This is a genomic window from Prochlorococcus marinus CUG1416 (genome assembly GCF_017695965.1).
In the GTDB taxonomy this organism is placed as follows: domain Bacteria; phylum Cyanobacteriota; class Cyanobacteriia; order PCC-6307; family Cyanobiaceae; genus Prochlorococcus_A.
The window spans coordinates 62,512-77,323 of sequence record NZ_JAAORM010000002.1; the positions used below are offsets into that span (position 1 = coordinate 62,512).

Genomic DNA, 14,812 nt, shown 5'->3' on the forward strand with positions numbered 1-14,812 from the left:
AATTTCTAAATGTCTTTGGGTTGCATTGGACCATCAAGTTTCCCATACCTAAATTGAAACACATAGGGATCATTACTTTCTTTGAATTCATCAATAGAACCTGCCCATCTAAATTTGCCTCCATAAAGCATTAAAACTTTATCTGAAGTCCTTTCTATAGTACTCAGAACATGGCTAACTACAATAGATGATCCGTTGGCTTTATCATTTGTCTTATTAATTAAATCTTCAATTCTTGATGAGGCAATTGGATCAAGACCTGCAGTCGGTTCATCAAAAAGTAATAAAGGTTTAGTATTTGCATTAAGAGTTTGATCTGTAATTAAAGCTCTAGCAAAACTAACTCTTTTTTGCATGCCTCCGCTTAATTCATTTGGAAGTTTATTCCCGACATTAAATAATCCGACTTCAGCTAAACATTCACATACGATTTCATGGATTAACTTTTTAGATAGGTTTTTATTCCTCTTAAGGAGAAAACCTACATTTTCTTCAATAGTTAAAGATCCTAATAATGCTGGGTTCTGAAAAACTAGTCTTACATCAGGAGGATTATTTTGGTCTAGTCTCAAATATGTTTGTTTTTTACCAAATATTCTTAATTCTCCTTTGGTAGGCAAAATTAGGCCTGCTAATATTTTTAAAATAGTTGATTTGCCTGAACCTGAGGGGCCAACTATAGCTAATTTCTCTCCTTCATTAAGTTCGAAATTGAGTTTATTAAGCACATTAACGTGCCCCCAGCTTATTGAGAGGCTTTTTGTTTCAACTGCATGCTTTGATTTTTTCAAAACCTATATTAAATAAAAAGTCATCTTCTATTACATATTGCCTATTTTTAGAAATAAAAAAAGGATGTATGAATTTGATTTATAATGAATTTATGTAGTCTTTAAATTTGAGAAAAATAATTTAAGAGGTTTTTTAATGAATAAGCGTAAAAAAAGAGTAAGAAGATATTATAAATATTTTACAAAGTCTAATTTTGTCTTATTAAATAAAATTCTAAGAATTTTGAGTTGGCTTTTGCCAGGACTGGTAATAAAAAGATGGATGATTACATCTGCAGTTGGATTCTTGACTTCATTATTAGGCTTAGCAATTTGGACTAATTTAAGACCACTCTATTGGCTTATTGAAGTGTTTTTTTGGATAATGACTAGTTTAACTAGTATATTGCCTGTTTCATTATTGGGACCATTGATTTTTGTTATTGGACTTTTATTAATTGGGATCGGACAAAATAGAAGTATTAATTCTATTCAAAAAGCACTTGTTCCAGAAAAAAGTACATTTTTAGTTGATGCATTAAGAGTTAAAAGTAAGTTAAATAGAGGTCCTAATATTGTTGCAATAGGCGGAGGCACAGGCTTATCTACCTTATTGAAAGGGTTAAAAAATTACAGTAGTAACATTACAGCAATCGTAACTGTATCTGATGATGGGGGAAGTAGTGGAATTCTAAGAAAGCAATTAGGCGTGCAACCTCCAGGAGATATAAGAAATTGTTTGGCTGCTTTATCTAACGAAGAACCAATTTTAACTAGATTATTTCAATATAGATTTTCAGAGGGAAGTGGACTAGAGGGACATAGTTTTGGAAATCTATTCTTATCAGCCTTAACAACAATTACAGGTAGTTTAGAAAAAGCAGTACAGGCTTCTAGTAGGGTTTTAGCGGTACAAGGTCAAGTTTTACCAGCAACAAGCATTGATGTTATGTTATGGGCTGAATTAGAGGATGGTGAAAAAATTTTTGGAGAAACCAAGATCAGTAAATCTAAAAAATTAATTTCGAGGATTGGTTACCTTCCAGAAAATCCTTCTGCTCTTCCGAGTGCTCTTGAATCTATAAAAGATGCTGATTTAATTGTACTTGGCCCAGGCAGTTTATACACTTCTTTATTGCCAAATTTGTTAGTACCAGAAATAGTAAATGCTTTATTGCAAAGTAATGCTCCCAAAATTTACATATGTAATTTGATGACTCAACCTGGAGAAACCGACGGACTTGATGTTTATCAACATATCAAATCAATAGAAAAACAACTATCAAATTTTGGAGTTAATACACGAATTTTTAACGCAATCTTATCTCAGATTCAATTTGAAAAGTCTCCATTAGTAGACTATTACGAAAGTAGAGGAGCAGAACCTGTCCAATGTAATAAAGAAAAATTACTATCTGAGGGTTATTACGTTTTGCAAGCACCATTATATTCAAAAAAAATAACTCCAACCCTTAGACATGATCCAAGAAGACTTGCAAGAGCAGTTATGTTTATATACCGCAAATTAAAAAAATTAAACTAATAAGCATCTTGAAGTTCATAGAAGTCTGGTTGAATATAGTCCTTTCGCAATGGCCATCCTCTCCAGTCTTCAGGCATTAAGAGTCTTTTAGGATTTGGATGATCAATAAAATTTATTCCATACATGTCATATGTTTCTCTTTCTTGCCAATCACTTCCTTTGAATATTTTATATAAACTAGGTATTGATAAATCAGAATCTCTTTTTAAGAAAACTTTTAATCTGACTTCGTTAATTTTTTCTATGTTTTGTAAGTCATCTACAGTTATAAAATGATAGAAACTAACAAGATTTTTACCTGGTCCCTCATCATAGCCACCTTGACATTGAAGATAGTTGAAACCGTAATTTCTTAAAGCCAATACTGCTTCATATAAATTGCTGGGTTCCACAGAAATATTTTCTATTCCTATGTGATCATTATTTAATGATTGATTCGGAATTCCATCTTTGGATAAATTTTGACTTATGAATCCTTCTTTTTCTATTGAAGTATCTGAGGATTTGTCTATACTGTCTTTTCCCATTAATCTTTATCACTGTTGACAATTTCAACTTTTTTGTTGATCTCAGGTAATTCAGTTATTTTTTCTTTGTTGGAGGTAGGAATAACATTCATTGAAGTTTTGTTTAAATATTCACCAGTATTATCAGAGAAAACAAGGTTCATTTCGTGATCAGTTGTTATGTATCTGTGTGTTTGCTCTGTTTTTGTCCTCTCTAAAATTGATTCATTACCTACTTTTTTTCTTAATTTTATTACGGCATCAAAAATTGCTTCTGGCCTTGGAGGACATCCTGGAAGATATAAATCAACAGGTATCAATTTATCAACCCCTCTGACGGCAGTAGTAGAATCTGCGCTAAACATTCCTCCTGTAATGGTACAAGCGCCCATAGCAATCACATATTTTGGCTCAGGCATCTGCTCATAAAGTCTTACTAGGGCAGGTGCCATCTTCATTGTTACTGTCCCTGCAACTATTATTAAATCTGCTTGCCTTGGTGAGCTTCTTGGAACTAATCCAAATCTATCAAAATCAAATCTAGATCCAATTAGGGCAGCAAATTCAATAAAACAACAAGCTGTGCCGTATAGAAGAGGCCATAGACTGCTTAATCTAGCCCAATTATGAAGATCATCTAAGCTTGTGAGTATAATGTTTTCGCTTAAATCTGTGGTAACCTGTGGTGCCCCAAGGGGATTGCAAGTCCCTTCTCTGATCTCTCTTATTGCTTTTGGTGATAATTGTGGGTTCAATTTTTTAACTCCATTCTAAAGCTCCTTTTCTCCATGCGTAAGCCAGAGCGATAACTAGTATTGCAATGAAAATTAATGCCTCAATAAATGCTAATAAGCCTAATCTATTAAAGGCAACAGCCCAAGGATAAAGGAATACTGTCTCTACATCAAATATAACGAAAACTAAGGCGAACATGTAATAACGAATATTAAATTGAATCCATGCTCCTCCAATAGGCTCCATTCCAGATTCATATGTTAGTTTTCTTTCGCCAGTTCTGCCTTTGGGCGCAACTATGAGGTTTGTAACTAGAGCTAATATTGGAACGGCAGCAGCAATCAAGAGAAAGCCTAAAAAATATTCATAGCCAGTTAATAAAAACATCTTAAAAATTAATTTTGAATAAAATTCGCTTAATTAAGCAAAATCTTTTAAAGTTCTTAAAGAACAATAATAAACCGTGAGTGAAAACATTCAACCAGCCTCTGAGGAAAACAAAATAGTTGAAAATTTTGAGAAAGAAAAACTTTCTGAAAATTCTTCAGGAGTAAATTTTGAACTACCTCCTATTAATTTAGACCAAAATAGATTCGAATGTAGAAGTTGTGGATACATTTATGACCCGTCTGAAGGAAATAAAAAATTAGACATACCTAAAAATACACCTTTTTCAGAGCTGGATGGTAATACATTCGCATGCCCTGTTTGCAGGGCTGGTAAGAACTTTTATAAAGATATAGGTCCAAAATCTAAACCTAGCGGTTTTGAGGAAAATTTAACTTATGGTTTTGGTTTCAATAGCTTACCTCCTGGCCAGAAAAATATATTAATTTTTGGAGGTTTGGCATTTGCAGCTGCATGTTTCCTTTCTTTATACTCTTTGCATTAATATAGAAAAATGAAAAAAACTATTACCAGCATTCCTAATCTTCTTTTAGCCGTAATTCTTTGTTTTGTTTTGAGCAGTTGTTCATCTACAGGATTGAAAGTGAATGATAGCAGCCCTTGGAAAACAATTCAGTTTGAAGATCAGGCAAATGCTCTAGATGTTGACTTTATAGATAATAATAATGGATTCTTAGTGGGTTCCAATAGACTCATTATGGAATCAAATGATGGAGGAGAAACTTGGGAAAAAAGAAATTTAGATTTACCAAGTGATGATAACTTTCGTCTGCTAGATATTGATTTTAAAGGTGAAGAGGGATGGTTAATAGGCCAGCCTTCATTGGTTATGCATACGCTTGATTCGGGAAAAAATTGGACTAGTCTATCACTAGGCAACAAATTACCAGGTCAACCTTTTCTTGTAACAACTGTAGATAATGGGGTTGCGGAATTGGCTACAACTGCAGGTGCCTTATATCAAACTTTAGATGGTGGTGAGTCATGGAATGCCAAAGTAGTAGATGCTTCGGGATCAGGAGGGGTTAGAGATTTAAGGAGAACTAATAATGGAGATTATGTAAGTGTAAGTAGCTTAGGAAATTTCTTTTCAACCCTTAAGAGTAATAGTGATACTTGGGTTGCACATCAAAGAGCTAGTAGTAAAAGAGTTCAAAGTATTGGATTTAATCCTTCTGGGAATTTATGGATGTTATCTAGAGGTGCTGAAATTAGGTTTAGTGCTGATAGCGAAGATCTTGAAAGTTGGACTAAGCCTATAATTCCAATCTTGAATGGATACAATTATCTTGATCTTGGATGGGATCCTAATGGAGATATTTGGGCTGGAGGCGGTAATGGAACTCTCATAGTTAGTAAAGATAAAGGTGAAACTTGGAACTCTGATCCTGTAGCTTCTTCATTACCAACTAACTATATTAAAATTATTTTTCTTGATAAAGAACAAATTAATACTCAAAAAGGGTTTGTTCTAGGAGAGCGTGGCTACATTCTTAAGTGGAAAGGTTGAATTTAACTATTAATAAAAAATAAAAAAAACCTTAATTTTGCATCAATTTAGCAACTGTCTGTAACCAAGCTCTTAATATCTTCGCAAACATATGATTTAACCTTGTAAGATCATAGGGTAAATAATTGTGATTATGGCCGCAGGATCAACGGGTGAACGCCCATTTTTTGAAATAATTACCAGTATTAGATACTGGATTATTCATGCAGTAACACTTCCAGCAATCTTTATAGCAGGTTTCCTTTTTGTATATACAGGACTAGCTTATGATGCTTTTGGCACTCCTCGTCCAGATAGCTACTTTCAAGCATCTGAATCGAAAGCCCCTGTAGTTACTCAAAGGTATGACGCTAAGTCTCAATTAGATTTAAGAACAAAATAAAATGACTAACTCACAAGCTCCAATGCAGGCTGCAGAAGTCCGCGTTTATCCAATATTTACTGTTCGTTGGCTTGCAGTTCACGCTCTTGCAATACCTTCAGTATTTTTCTTAGGTGCTATTGCAGCTATGCAATTTATCAGACGTTAACTTTATTCATTATGCAAGTAAACGAAAATCCGAACAAAGTTCCTGTAGAACTTAATCGCACAAGCCTTTACCTAGGTTTATTATCAGTATTTGTTTTGGGAATTTTATTCTCCAGTTATTTCTTCAACTAAATTAAAATTATGAGTAAACTAAAAGGCCCCGATGGCAGAATTCCAGACAGGTTGCCAGATGGTAGACCAGCTGTAGCCTGGGAAAGAAGGTGGACTGAAGGCACCCTTCCACTATGGCTTGTTGCTACAGCAGGTGGAATTGCAGTAATATTCGTTTTAGGAATATTTTTCTATGGATCTTATAATGGAGTAGGTTCAGCTTAAATTATTAACTATTTTAAGTTAACTTTATAATATAAGTTCAATAAGAATCTATAAATATCTCTAACTTTTGCTTAGTAATGTTAGGGATATTTTCTTTTTGGGTTATCAATCCATCCTTTAATGCAAAATGAGACTTACTGTTCGGTCTTTCTTTTTCAATTACTTTCGCTACTTCAAAGATTATTTTATTAGCTACTTCAGTATTTGACTTAAGATTATCCAAAACCATTTCTACAGATACTTCTTGATGGGTTTGATGCCAGCAATCATAATCAGTTACCATAGATAATGAGGAGTAAGCTATCTCAGCCTCTTTTGCTAATCTTGCCTCAGTATGATTTGTCATGCCTATTATTGAACAGCCCCAGCTTCTATATAAATTAGATTCTGCTCGAGTTGAGAAAGCTGGCCCCTCCATGGCTAAATAAGTTCCTCCTTTATGTAATTGTCTTCCGCCAGGAATATTTTTTTCTCCGATCTCCCCCAATATTCTGCATAAATTGGTACAAAAGGGATCTCCCATCGTTACATGAGCTACAGCTCCATCATTAAAAAATGATGCAGGCCTATTTTTAGTTCTGTCTATAAATTGGTCAGGTACAACTATATCTAGTGGCCTAATTTGTTCTTGAAGAGAACCAACTGCTGATGGAGCGATAATCCATCGTACTCCCAATGATCTTAGAGCCCAAATATTAGCTTTGTAAGGAATTTCAGTGGGATTTAAACTATGTGTTATGCCATGTCTAGGAATGAATGCTATTTCTAAATTTTCAAGCTTAAATACTTTTATTGAATCAGAGGGTCTACCATAGGGAGTATCTATGTCTATTTCTCTTAAATAATCTATGTTATCCATTGAGTAAAATCCACTCCCTCCTATTACTCCTAATCTTGAATTCTTAATTGGTAATAAATGTTCTTTATGCATTGTGATGTAAATGACTTGTAATCATCTAGTACTAATTGGAGGAGGACACACAAATGTTCTTTTAATTAAGAAATGGTTAATGAGTCCGGAATTAATACCAGAAATCCCTGTTTCAATTATATCTAGAGATTCTTATTTGGTTTATTCAGCGATGTTCCCATCTGTGATTTCAAAATCAATTTCTTTAGAAGAAAGTTTAATTGATATAAAATCTTTAGCAAACAATGCAAAAATATCTTTTATACAAGAAGAAGTAAAGGATATTGATTTTAATTTAAAGACAATTGTTTTAAGTAATAGACCCCCAGTGGATTTTTCGAAGTTGGTACTTAATTATGGAAGTGAAACAAAAATACCGAGAGAATTTGAGACCCTATTAGAGAATCGAAATGCTTTTCCAATTAAACCTTTTCTGAGAGCTTATGAATTGATACAACAGGAAGATATTTTTGATTCGGTTAAAGAACTTCCTTTCGTAATTGTTGGGAGCGGTCTTGCTGCAATTGAGGTCTCGTATGCTTTGAGAAAAAGATGGAGATTTAGACACTTAAAGCTATTATGTGATTCAACAAAAATTAATAATAAGATTCTAAAAAGTTTACGAAATTCAAATATTGAATTGGTTGACAATCTTGATTCTGATTATGGCAAGATTCTTTTATGTACTGGAAATAAATCTCCATTATGGATACAAAAAAAACTATTAGACTCTGACTCAAATGGCAGAATATTCATAAATCACAATTTGCAGTTGAAAAGTGTCTCCGGGATCTTTGCTGCAGGCGATTGCGCAGTAATAGATTCATCAAAGAGACCTGCATCTGGTATTTTTGCAGTAAAAGTGGTAAATACACTAGTCCATAACCTAAAAAAAGAGATAGAAGGTAGATCTTTAAAAAAATGGTTTCCACAAAGGTTCGGATTGCAAATAGTTAATGTATTTCCAAGCCAATATCCAAAGGCTTTTGCTATTTATCGCAATTTTGTTTTTGGTCCTTCTTTTTTTATTTGGTTTTTAAAGCATAAAATTGATCTGAACTTTATTCAAAAGTTCCGCTCAAAAAGACTAATTATGCTTAATGGTGGAAAAAATATTTCATTGAATGATTGTAGGGGATGTGCGGCGAAAATTCCTCAGTTTGTTTTGAATAAATCTTTAATAAATTCAAATTTAGATAGCTTAGCTTCATCCCCTGAGGATTCAGTTCAGATCTATAACAATGGTCAAGATCGTATCTTACAAAGTGTAGATGGATTTCCTGCTTTGGTAAGTGATCCTTGGCTCAATGCAAAAATTACTACTTTGCATGCATGCTCAGATTTGTGGGCCTGTGGCGCAAAACTGTCATCTGCGCAGGCTTTGATATCATTGCCAAAAGTTGAAAGAGAATTTCAGAGTTACCTCTTTTCTCAATGCCTTCAGGGGATTAAGTCAACAGTTGAGGATCAAGGAGGTGAACTAATGGGAGGCCATACTTACGAGGCAAGAAGTTTAGTAAATAAACCTTATTCACTAGGAATAGATATTTCATTAACTGTTCAGGGGATCTTGAAAAGTGGAGCAAAACCATGGTTGAAATCTGGAATGAATGATGGAGATGTCCTTATGATGTCTAGACCACTGGGAGTTGGGATTTACTTCGCGGGGCAAATGCAAAATATTAATATGCCAAGTAGTTCTTCTGAAATAATGAAGAATTTAGTCAAGAGTCAGCAAAATTTGATCGATGAGATTTATTTTCTTCAAGATCAATTTAGAGAATCATTAGTCAATGCTGCTACTGATATTACTGGATATGGATTTATTGGACATCTTAAAGAGATGGTTGAATCATCTAACTTGTTTAGGGAAACAAATAATCTAGAGCCTATAAAAGTTTTATTAGATTTATTGGCATTTAAAGCCTATCCTGGAGTTTTTGATTTAATAAGAAGAAATATTAAAAGTACTTTTTTTGAATCAAATAAAGAAATTTTTGACAAAATTTACAAAAGAAATCAGCAAAAAAGGATAATTAATTTTTTAAATAAAAATTCATTAGATAAAGAGACCTTTAGCGAAAGAATTTCATTACTATTAGATCCCCAAACATGTGGCCCCTTGTTGATTAGTTGCAACCCTAAATATGAAAATTCTTTAAAAGATAAATGGTATAAGGTTGGAAAAGTTGTAAAAATGTAATTAATTTCTATTTAACTTGTCAATTTCCAAATATCTTAATCTTTTGATTTCCTTTCCCATTTCTTTCCCTGGTTCCCACCCTTCTTTTTTTAATATCTCTCCATCTTTTTCAGATTTTATGTATTTGTAAGTAAATAGCCACTTAAATAAGTTTCGCCAAAATACACCCCCATCACAAATTAATAATTTGACTGTTTCGTCATTAAGGTTTCTCTTCTCAATAAATTCTGTCCAACTTGACGGAGAATAATGTATGTATTTATCTTGCTTGGTTTTGAATATCTTTTTTATATTTGTATAATCTTCTAATATTTTCTTCTCACTATTATTGATCAAAAATCTTTGACATGCTTTCTCTAAATCGTCTGCATCTTTTAACAAGAATAGAATATAACTTCCATTCAACTTTTTGATCCAATTTAGTCCCCTGAAAAACCTCTTATCGACTTGAATATTTTCATTTAATATTGAGATAATTCCCCATTGATGAATTATCGAAATTACATTATTCAAGTTATCGTGTTTGTATATTTCAGCTAGTTCCATCCTTATTCGTATGCCAAGTGCAGGAGGGAAAATCATTTTCTGATGAGTTTCTGAACTTTTCCAAGGCCATTGTCTAACTGTTTCTTGAGATTGTTTAAGAGAATTATTTGAAATATTGAAATCTAACCTTGAAGCATATTTTGCACATCTAATTAATCTACTAGGATCATCTGAAATACTTTTATTGTGAAGTAGGTTCAATTTTTTGCTTTTTATATCAGAAATTCCTCCATAAAGATCATAGATTTTCCTGTTCGAGACCTCGAAGGCTATTGAATTTATAGTGAAATCTCTCCTTTTAAGATCCTCCTCAATAGTACTTTTAGTTACTGTGGGATTTAAGCCTGGAGCAGAATAAATCTCTTTTCTTGCAGAAGCAATATCAATTTTATAGTCATTAATATTTATTTCTACTGTGTTGTATAAATTAAATTCCTTGATTAAACATAAATCTACATTTACAATATTTTTTTTTATAAATTTTGCCAGAGAAATAGAGGAGCCTTCTATAACAAGATCTATATCTACAGGCTTAGAAAAAGATTCTTTGTGGAATTTACTAATTAATAAATCTCTTAAATAACCACCAACAAAAGCTACTTTAGTATTGTTATTAGATGCTATGTATTTAGTAATTAGGTTATATAAATTAAATGGAGTTTTGATTAATTCACCTTGGATGTAATTAGAGATATCGTTCATGAGTTTTAACTTATATAACGAATTGGAGCTAATCTGGGATCTAGAATTTTACTTCCTTTATCACCAAATTTTACTGCTAAAGATATTTTTTCCCCACTCCCAAAAATATGTATGATTTCACCTTTCCCAAATTTTGAGTGAATTAGCTTATCTCCAACTATCCAGCTCTTCCCTTTACTGGGTCCCGAATATAATTTCCTTACTGCATTTATTGGTTTGTTGACAAATTCATTTGGATTGTTTCGATCAACTCTTGTTAAACGATTAAGATGCAAATCTCTTCTAATTGAAGCACCACCAGTTTGTGGTAATTCGCCATCCATTAAATCTTCAGGTATTTCTGAAAGAAATATTGAAGGAATTGTTGCTTCACGCATTCCACCCCATAATCTTCTTTCTCTGGCATGACTTAAGAAAACTCTTTCTTTAGCTCTAGTAATACCTACGTAGCATAATCTTCTTTCCTCTTCAAGAAGTGAGGGAGTATCTATTGATCTATGGCTAGGGAAGAGACCTTGTTCTAGCCCAGTGATAAAAACATTTTGAAATTCTAAACCTTTACTATTGTGCAGAGTCATAAGAGTTACAGAGTTGGGATTATTTTTCTTCGTATCATTATCAGTTGTTAAGGCTGCTGTAGAAAGAAATCCCTCTACATCTCCACTTTCTGTTTCTTCTTCATATTGAGTAGCTGCATTAATTAGTTCTTGTAAGTTATTTCTTCTATCTTCAGATTCTTCAGTCCCACTAGATAGCAGGTCACTTAAATAACCACTTTTTTCTAATATTAGTTGTAGTAGTTGAGCAGGGCCTGAATTTTCTAGATAACACAGTAGATCATTCATAACTTCAGTAAATTTATTAATTCCTTTTGATGATCTGCCTATTGTTTCTTCAATACTTTGCTTATCATTGATTACTTCCCATAATGGAATATTTAGCTTGTTAGATAATTCATTAAGTTTTTGAATAGTAGTCTTACCAATCCCTCTTCTAGGAACATTTATGATGCGTAAAAGACTAACGTTATCTGAAGAATTAACCAGAACTTTTAAATATGCTATCGCATCTTTAATTTCCCTTCTATCATAAAAACGCAATCCTCCGAAAATTGTATAAGGAATGCGCCACCTTACAAGAGATTCCTCTAATACTCTTGACTGAGCTCTGGTTCGATATAAAATTGCAAAATTTTTCCAAATTGGCTTCTGATTATAATTGTTTAGTGATTTAATTTTATTGGTAATTGCTTCTGCCTCGGAAATTTCATCATCACAGCTGAGTAACTTTAAAAGCTCCCCTTTTTCTTTAGTAGCCCTTAAAACTTTGTCAATTCTTTCAGAGTTGTTTTCAATTAGCGAGTTTGCAGCATCAAGGATATTAGATGATGACCTATAATTTTCCTCTAATTTAATTAAAGATGATTTTGTATCTTCATTAAGTGAAGTTTTAAAATCTTCTTGAAAACCAATTAGAATTCTGAAGTCAGCTGCTCTGAAACTATAAATACTTTGATCAGCATCTCCTACTACAAAAATTGATCTATCTTCCCAACTAAAGAATTTTTTTGGTTCAGTATTTCCAGCAGCAATTAATTTTATAAGTTCATATTGTGTTCTATTTGTATCTTGATATTCGTCAACCAAAATATGTTTAAATCTTTTGTGCCAGTAATCTCTGACTATATCATTTTGCCTCAATAAGAAAACAGGCAAAAGTAGAAGATCATCAAAGTCTAGAGAATTATTTTTTGAAAGCGAAATTCTATATCTCTTGTAGGCTTCTGCAACTGTTTTATCAAAATTATTATCTGCTTTTTCTAAAAGATCATTCGCAGTTAGGCATTGATTTTTAGCATTACTTATTATTCTTTTAATCTTTTTGGGATCATATCTTTTAGGGTCAAGATTCATATCTTGACTGATAATTTCTTTTACTAAAGTTTGAGAATCTGTTTCGTCGTAAATTGAAAATTGCCTTGTCCATTTTAGTCCTTCTGGATCAGTATATTTTTCAATATCGTATCTCAGAAGTCTTGAAAATAAAGAATGGAAAGTACCGATCCAAAGGTTCTGAAGCCTCTCTTGGTGAACGTTTGTTCTTAATTGATTTTGATCAATTTCTTTGAGAGTTGCCCAAGGCTGAGCAAATTGATTTAAGGCTAATTCTTGAGCTAGAAGAACCTCTAATCTTGCCTTCATTTCTTTAGCAGCTTTATTAGTAAAAGTAACCGCAAGAATGTTGTAGGGATCTATAGAATTGTTCTCAATAAGATTTGCAATTCTGTGGGTAAGAGCTTTTGTCTTTCCGCTGCCTGCACCTGCTACAACCAATAATGGTCCATAAACATGATTTACTGCTAGTAGTTGTTCATTATTTAAGGACTTAAAAAGAAAATTGTTAGTTTGAGACACTTTTGGAAGGGTTTTTCAGAAATCAGACTTTACTATGAGGTTCAGATTCCGTTTCAAGGTGTTCTAACGTTTTTTTTAAATTTATAAGTTCATTGTTGTTATTTATTATTTCTTCAAATTTATTTTGAGGCATTCTTAATTTTATACTTCGGTCAATAATTTCTTTTTGCAATCTCTTTTTATATGAGGAAATAAGTTTCTTTGATAATTTTAAATCTTGTTGATCCAAAACTTTATTAAAAACATAATTTCATATTAGCGGAAAAAAATTTTTTTTTGAATTATTTCAACTATCACTTTGGAATGAAGTTATTAATTAAGAAGCATTGCGTTAATTTTGAAATTGTATTGTTTTTACTAGCTTTGTACTAATCTTAAACTCTAACTTTAACTTTTTACTTCAGGAATGTCAGTTTCAAATAATAATCAACTATTGACTGCTGATAATAAATTAAATGATTTAAGAAACATAAAAGAATTTATTAATAGTGCAAATTCGAGATTAGATGCAATAACCTCAATAACCAATAATTCGCCTGCAATTGCAGCAGACGCTGTAACAGCAATGATTTGCGAAAATCAAGATTCAGTTAATTCAGAAATATCTTTAAATACAACTAACAAGATGTCCGTTTGTTTAAGAGATGGAGAAATAATACTAAGGATTGTTGCTTATCTTTTAATTTCTAATGACGAATCAGTTTTAGAAAAAAGTTGTTTGAAGGATCTTAAAAATACTTATCTTGCTCTTGGGGTACCTTTAAGCAATGCAAGAAGGGTTATTGAATTAATGCGAGATGCAACAATCTCTGATTTAAATACAACAGTTAATAATATGCAAGGAAAGACAGGATTTCTTACTAAATTAATATCTGAAACAGAGTTGCAATTTGCAAAGATAATTAATCTTTTAAACTAGCTAAATTTCTTATCTCTGAAGTATGGGACGTCTGTATTACTGAGTTGTTTGCGAGATTTCTAATAGTAGAAAATCTGGATCTTATGTGAGTAGATAAAAAGGAAATTCTCTCTTCGGAAACTGTTGATTTGTAAATAGTTGTAATGTGTAAATTATTTTGTTCATCAACAAAATAATTGGATGATGAAATAAAGGATTCTGTATAACCTTTATTTCGTAAAACAATTCCTGAATTTTCATCCTTGGGTAAAAATATCAAAATAGTTTCATCTTCCTCACTCATATTATCTTCTTCCCAATCACTAATAGCTTGCCATTTTATAGAAATGGCTGTGTTCTCTAGGTTTAAACTTAATTTGTAATTTTTAAAAATTTCAGGAACTTTTTTATTTTTTGAGTTGATATGTTTTATGTATATTTTACTAGTTGAGTTTTCAAATTCCTGAAAAGCTAATGTATGACTACTTCTTATGGACTTCCACTCTCCTATGCTTTTATCAATGAATTGATTAATTGTTGTTAGATTCTTCGTCAAGTTTATCTTCTACGGAATGATTTTCTGCTTTTTGAATCATTCTTACCATTGAATCCACCATTAATCTCTTTGCAGAAGTTACTTTTAATCCAGAAGGAGTTGTTGATATTTGTTCTCCAGGGCGATTATGTGAAGTTGGTCTAAATGGAGTCATCTAAGAACTTTAAAAAATTAATCGACTTCTATTCTTGCATGAATTCTTATTCAAATAGTTCTTGTTTGCAAAAATGTCATATCTCTCTTCTT

19 protein-coding genes are annotated in these 14,812 nt (G+C 32.3%); 9 read left to right on the forward strand and 10 right to left on the reverse strand.

Annotated elements, in window-relative coordinates; all coding sequences use genetic code 11:
* Positions 1-5: 5 nt before the first annotated feature.
* Positions 6-791, reverse strand: coding sequence for an ABC transporter ATP-binding protein (locus tag HA146_RS01550; protein ID WP_209107849.1), 786 nt, complete (start codon positions 789-791; stop codon positions 6-8).
* A 136-nt stretch (positions 792-927) separates the two neighbouring features.
* On the opposite strand from HA146_RS01550, the gene HA146_RS01555 reads away from it, so the two are divergent.
* Positions 928-2,313, forward strand: a complete 1,386-nt coding sequence (locus HA146_RS01555; protein ID WP_209107850.1) for a gluconeogenesis factor YvcK family protein — start codon at positions 928-930, stop codon at positions 2,311-2,313.
* On the opposite strand, the gene HA146_RS01560 is transcribed toward HA146_RS01555, so the two are convergent.
* From HA146_RS01560 to HA146_RS01570, 3 genes are read right to left on the reverse strand one after another with little or no spacing between them, the layout of a single operon-like run.
* Entirely contained in the window at positions 2,310-2,840 is a 531-nt protein-coding gene (locus HA146_RS01560; protein WP_209107851.1) for an NAD(P)H-quinone oxidoreductase subunit J, read from the reverse strand. The genes HA146_RS01555 and HA146_RS01560 overlap by 4 nt on opposite strands.
* Positions 2,840-3,574 carry an NADH dehydrogenase subunit K gene (locus HA146_RS01565; RefSeq protein WP_245157395.1) on the reverse strand — a complete coding sequence of 245 codons (735 nt, stop codon included), beginning with the start codon at positions 3,572-3,574 and terminating at the stop codon, positions 2,840-2,842. Before HA146_RS01565 ends, HA146_RS01560 begins: the two co-directional genes overlap by 1 nt.
* Before the next feature lie 4 nt (positions 3,575-3,578).
* Positions 3,579-3,941 (reverse strand): NAD(P)H-quinone oxidoreductase subunit 3, encoded by a 363-nt coding sequence (locus HA146_RS01570; protein ID WP_011375859.1) that lies wholly within the window; start codon positions 3,939-3,941, stop codon positions 3,579-3,581.
* A gap of 76 nt (positions 3,942-4,017) precedes the next feature.
* Between HA146_RS01570 and HA146_RS01575 the strand changes: the two genes are divergently transcribed.
* The 6 genes from HA146_RS01575 to HA146_RS01600 all read left to right on the forward strand — a co-directional run bounded on the left by HA146_RS01575 (position 4,018) and on the right by HA146_RS01600 (position 6,337).
* On the forward strand, positions 4,018-4,446 hold the full coding sequence (locus HA146_RS01575; protein ID WP_209107852.1) for a rubredoxin: 429 nt from the start codon (positions 4,018-4,020) through the stop codon (positions 4,444-4,446).
* A 9-nt stretch (positions 4,447-4,455) separates the two neighbouring features.
* Positions 4,456-5,472 (forward strand): photosynthesis system II assembly factor Ycf48, encoded by a 1,017-nt coding sequence (locus HA146_RS01580; protein ID WP_209107853.1) that lies wholly within the window; start codon positions 4,456-4,458, stop codon positions 5,470-5,472.
* 133 nt (positions 5,473-5,605) lie between these two features.
* Positions 5,606-5,854: a cytochrome b559 subunit alpha gene (gene psbE / locus HA146_RS01585; RefSeq protein ID WP_011819648.1), complete on the forward strand. Its 249-nt coding sequence runs from the start codon at positions 5,606-5,608 to the stop codon at positions 5,852-5,854.
* Position 5,855: 1 nt separating this feature from the next.
* Positions 5,856-6,002: a cytochrome b559 subunit beta gene (gene psbF, locus HA146_RS01590; RefSeq protein ID WP_025929749.1), complete on the forward strand. Its 147-nt coding sequence runs from the start codon at positions 5,856-5,858 to the stop codon at positions 6,000-6,002.
* An 11-nt stretch (positions 6,003-6,013) separates the two neighbouring features.
* The gene (locus HA146_RS01595; RefSeq protein WP_002806119.1) at positions 6,014-6,133 is read left to right on the forward strand and encodes a photosystem II reaction center protein L; all 120 of its coding nucleotides are present in this window, start codon (positions 6,014-6,016) and stop codon (positions 6,131-6,133) included.
* A gap of 9 nt (positions 6,134-6,142) precedes the next feature.
* Entirely contained in the window at positions 6,143-6,337 is a 195-nt protein-coding gene (locus HA146_RS01600) for a photosystem II reaction center protein J (RefSeq protein ID WP_209082923.1), read from the forward strand.
* A gap of 37 nt (positions 6,338-6,374) precedes the next feature.
* On the opposite strand, the gene mtnP is transcribed toward HA146_RS01600, so the two are convergent.
* Positions 6,375-7,268, reverse strand: coding sequence for an S-methyl-5'-thioadenosine phosphorylase (gene mtnP / locus HA146_RS01605; RefSeq protein WP_209107854.1), 894 nt, complete (start codon positions 7,266-7,268; stop codon positions 6,375-6,377).
* 10 nt (positions 7,269-7,278) lie between these two features.
* Between mtnP and selD the strand changes: the two genes are divergently transcribed.
* Entirely contained in the window at positions 7,279-9,450 is a 2,172-nt protein-coding gene (selD, locus tag HA146_RS01610; RefSeq protein ID WP_209107855.1) for a selenide, water dikinase SelD, read from the forward strand.
* Here selD and HA146_RS01615 read toward each other — a convergent pair whose 3' ends face one another.
* From HA146_RS01615 to HA146_RS01625, 3 genes are read right to left on the reverse strand one after another with little or no spacing between them, the layout of a single operon-like run.
* The gene (locus HA146_RS01615) at positions 9,451-10,698 is read right to left on the reverse strand and encodes a CCA tRNA nucleotidyltransferase (RefSeq protein ID WP_209107856.1); all 1,248 of its coding nucleotides are present in this window, start codon (positions 10,696-10,698) and stop codon (positions 9,451-9,453) included.
* 5 nt (positions 10,699-10,703) lie between these two features.
* Positions 10,704-13,112, reverse strand: coding sequence for a UvrD-helicase domain-containing protein (locus HA146_RS01620; protein WP_209107857.1), 2,409 nt, complete (start codon positions 13,110-13,112; stop codon positions 10,704-10,706).
* 22 nt (positions 13,113-13,134) lie between these two features.
* Positions 13,135-13,341 carry a hypothetical protein gene (locus HA146_RS01625; protein ID WP_209107858.1) on the reverse strand — a complete coding sequence of 69 codons (207 nt, stop codon included), beginning with the start codon at positions 13,339-13,341 and terminating at the stop codon, positions 13,135-13,137.
* A 177-nt stretch (positions 13,342-13,518) separates the two neighbouring features.
* On the opposite strand from HA146_RS01625, the gene HA146_RS01630 reads away from it, so the two are divergent.
* Positions 13,519-14,031, forward strand: coding sequence for an R-phycoerythrin subunit beta (locus HA146_RS01630; RefSeq protein ID WP_209107859.1), 513 nt, complete (start codon positions 13,519-13,521; stop codon positions 14,029-14,031).
* Here the strand turns inward: HA146_RS01630 and HA146_RS01635 are convergent.
* Both HA146_RS01635 and HA146_RS01640 read right to left on the reverse strand, forming a co-directional pair.
* Positions 14,015-14,566 (reverse strand): phycobiliprotein lyase, encoded by a 552-nt coding sequence (locus HA146_RS01635; protein ID WP_209107860.1) that lies wholly within the window; start codon positions 14,564-14,566, stop codon positions 14,015-14,017. The two genes, HA146_RS01630 and HA146_RS01635, sit on opposite strands and share 17 nt — an antisense overlap.
* Positions 14,541-14,720 carry a hypothetical protein gene (locus HA146_RS01640; RefSeq protein ID WP_209107861.1) on the reverse strand — a complete coding sequence of 60 codons (180 nt, stop codon included), beginning with the start codon at positions 14,718-14,720 and terminating at the stop codon, positions 14,541-14,543. Before HA146_RS01640 ends, HA146_RS01635 begins: the two co-directional genes overlap by 26 nt.
* Positions 14,721-14,812 lie beyond the last annotated feature (92 nt).

What these genes read in the sequence shown, in the direction of transcription:
- HA146_RS01640 (WP_209107861.1), bottom strand. Translation starts at nt 14,720, where the DNA reads ATGACTCCATTTAGACCAACTTCACATAATCGCCCTGGAGAACAAATA.
- HA146_RS01580 (WP_209107853.1), top strand. Translation starts at nt 4,456, where the DNA reads ATGAAAAAAACTATTACCAGCATTCCTAATCTTCTTTTAGCCGTAATT.
- HA146_RS01570 (WP_011375859.1), bottom strand. Translation starts at nt 3,941, where the DNA reads ATGTTTTTATTAACTGGCTATGAATATTTTTTAGGCTTTCTCTTGATT.
- HA146_RS01555 (WP_209107850.1), top strand. Translation starts at nt 928, where the DNA reads ATGAATAAGCGTAAAAAAAGAGTAAGAAGATATTATAAATATTTTACA.
- mtnP (WP_209107854.1), bottom strand. Translation starts at nt 7,268, where the DNA reads ATGCATAAAGAACATTTATTACCAATTAAGAATTCAAGATTAGGAGTA.
- HA146_RS01595 (WP_002806119.1), top strand. Translation starts at nt 6,014, where the DNA reads ATGCAAGTAAACGAAAATCCGAACAAAGTTCCTGTAGAACTTAATCGC.
- HA146_RS01560 (WP_209107851.1), bottom strand. Translation starts at nt 2,840, where the DNA reads ATGGGAAAAGACAGTATAGACAAATCCTCAGATACTTCAATAGAAAAA.
- psbF (WP_025929749.1), top strand. Translation starts at nt 5,856, where the DNA reads ATGACTAACTCACAAGCTCCAATGCAGGCTGCAGAAGTCCGCGTTTAT.
- HA146_RS01615 (WP_209107856.1), bottom strand. Translation starts at nt 10,698, where the DNA reads ATGAACGATATCTCTAATTACATCCAAGGTGAATTAATCAAAACTCCA.
- psbE (WP_011819648.1), top strand. Translation starts at nt 5,606, where the DNA reads ATGGCCGCAGGATCAACGGGTGAACGCCCATTTTTTGAAATAATTACC.
- HA146_RS01630 (WP_209107859.1), top strand. Translation starts at nt 13,519, where the DNA reads ATGTCAGTTTCAAATAATAATCAACTATTGACTGCTGATAATAAATTA.
- selD (WP_209107855.1), top strand. Translation starts at nt 7,279, where the DNA reads ATGACTTGTAATCATCTAGTACTAATTGGAGGAGGACACACAAATGTT.
- HA146_RS01600 (WP_209082923.1), top strand. Translation starts at nt 6,143, where the DNA reads ATGAGTAAACTAAAAGGCCCCGATGGCAGAATTCCAGACAGGTTGCCA.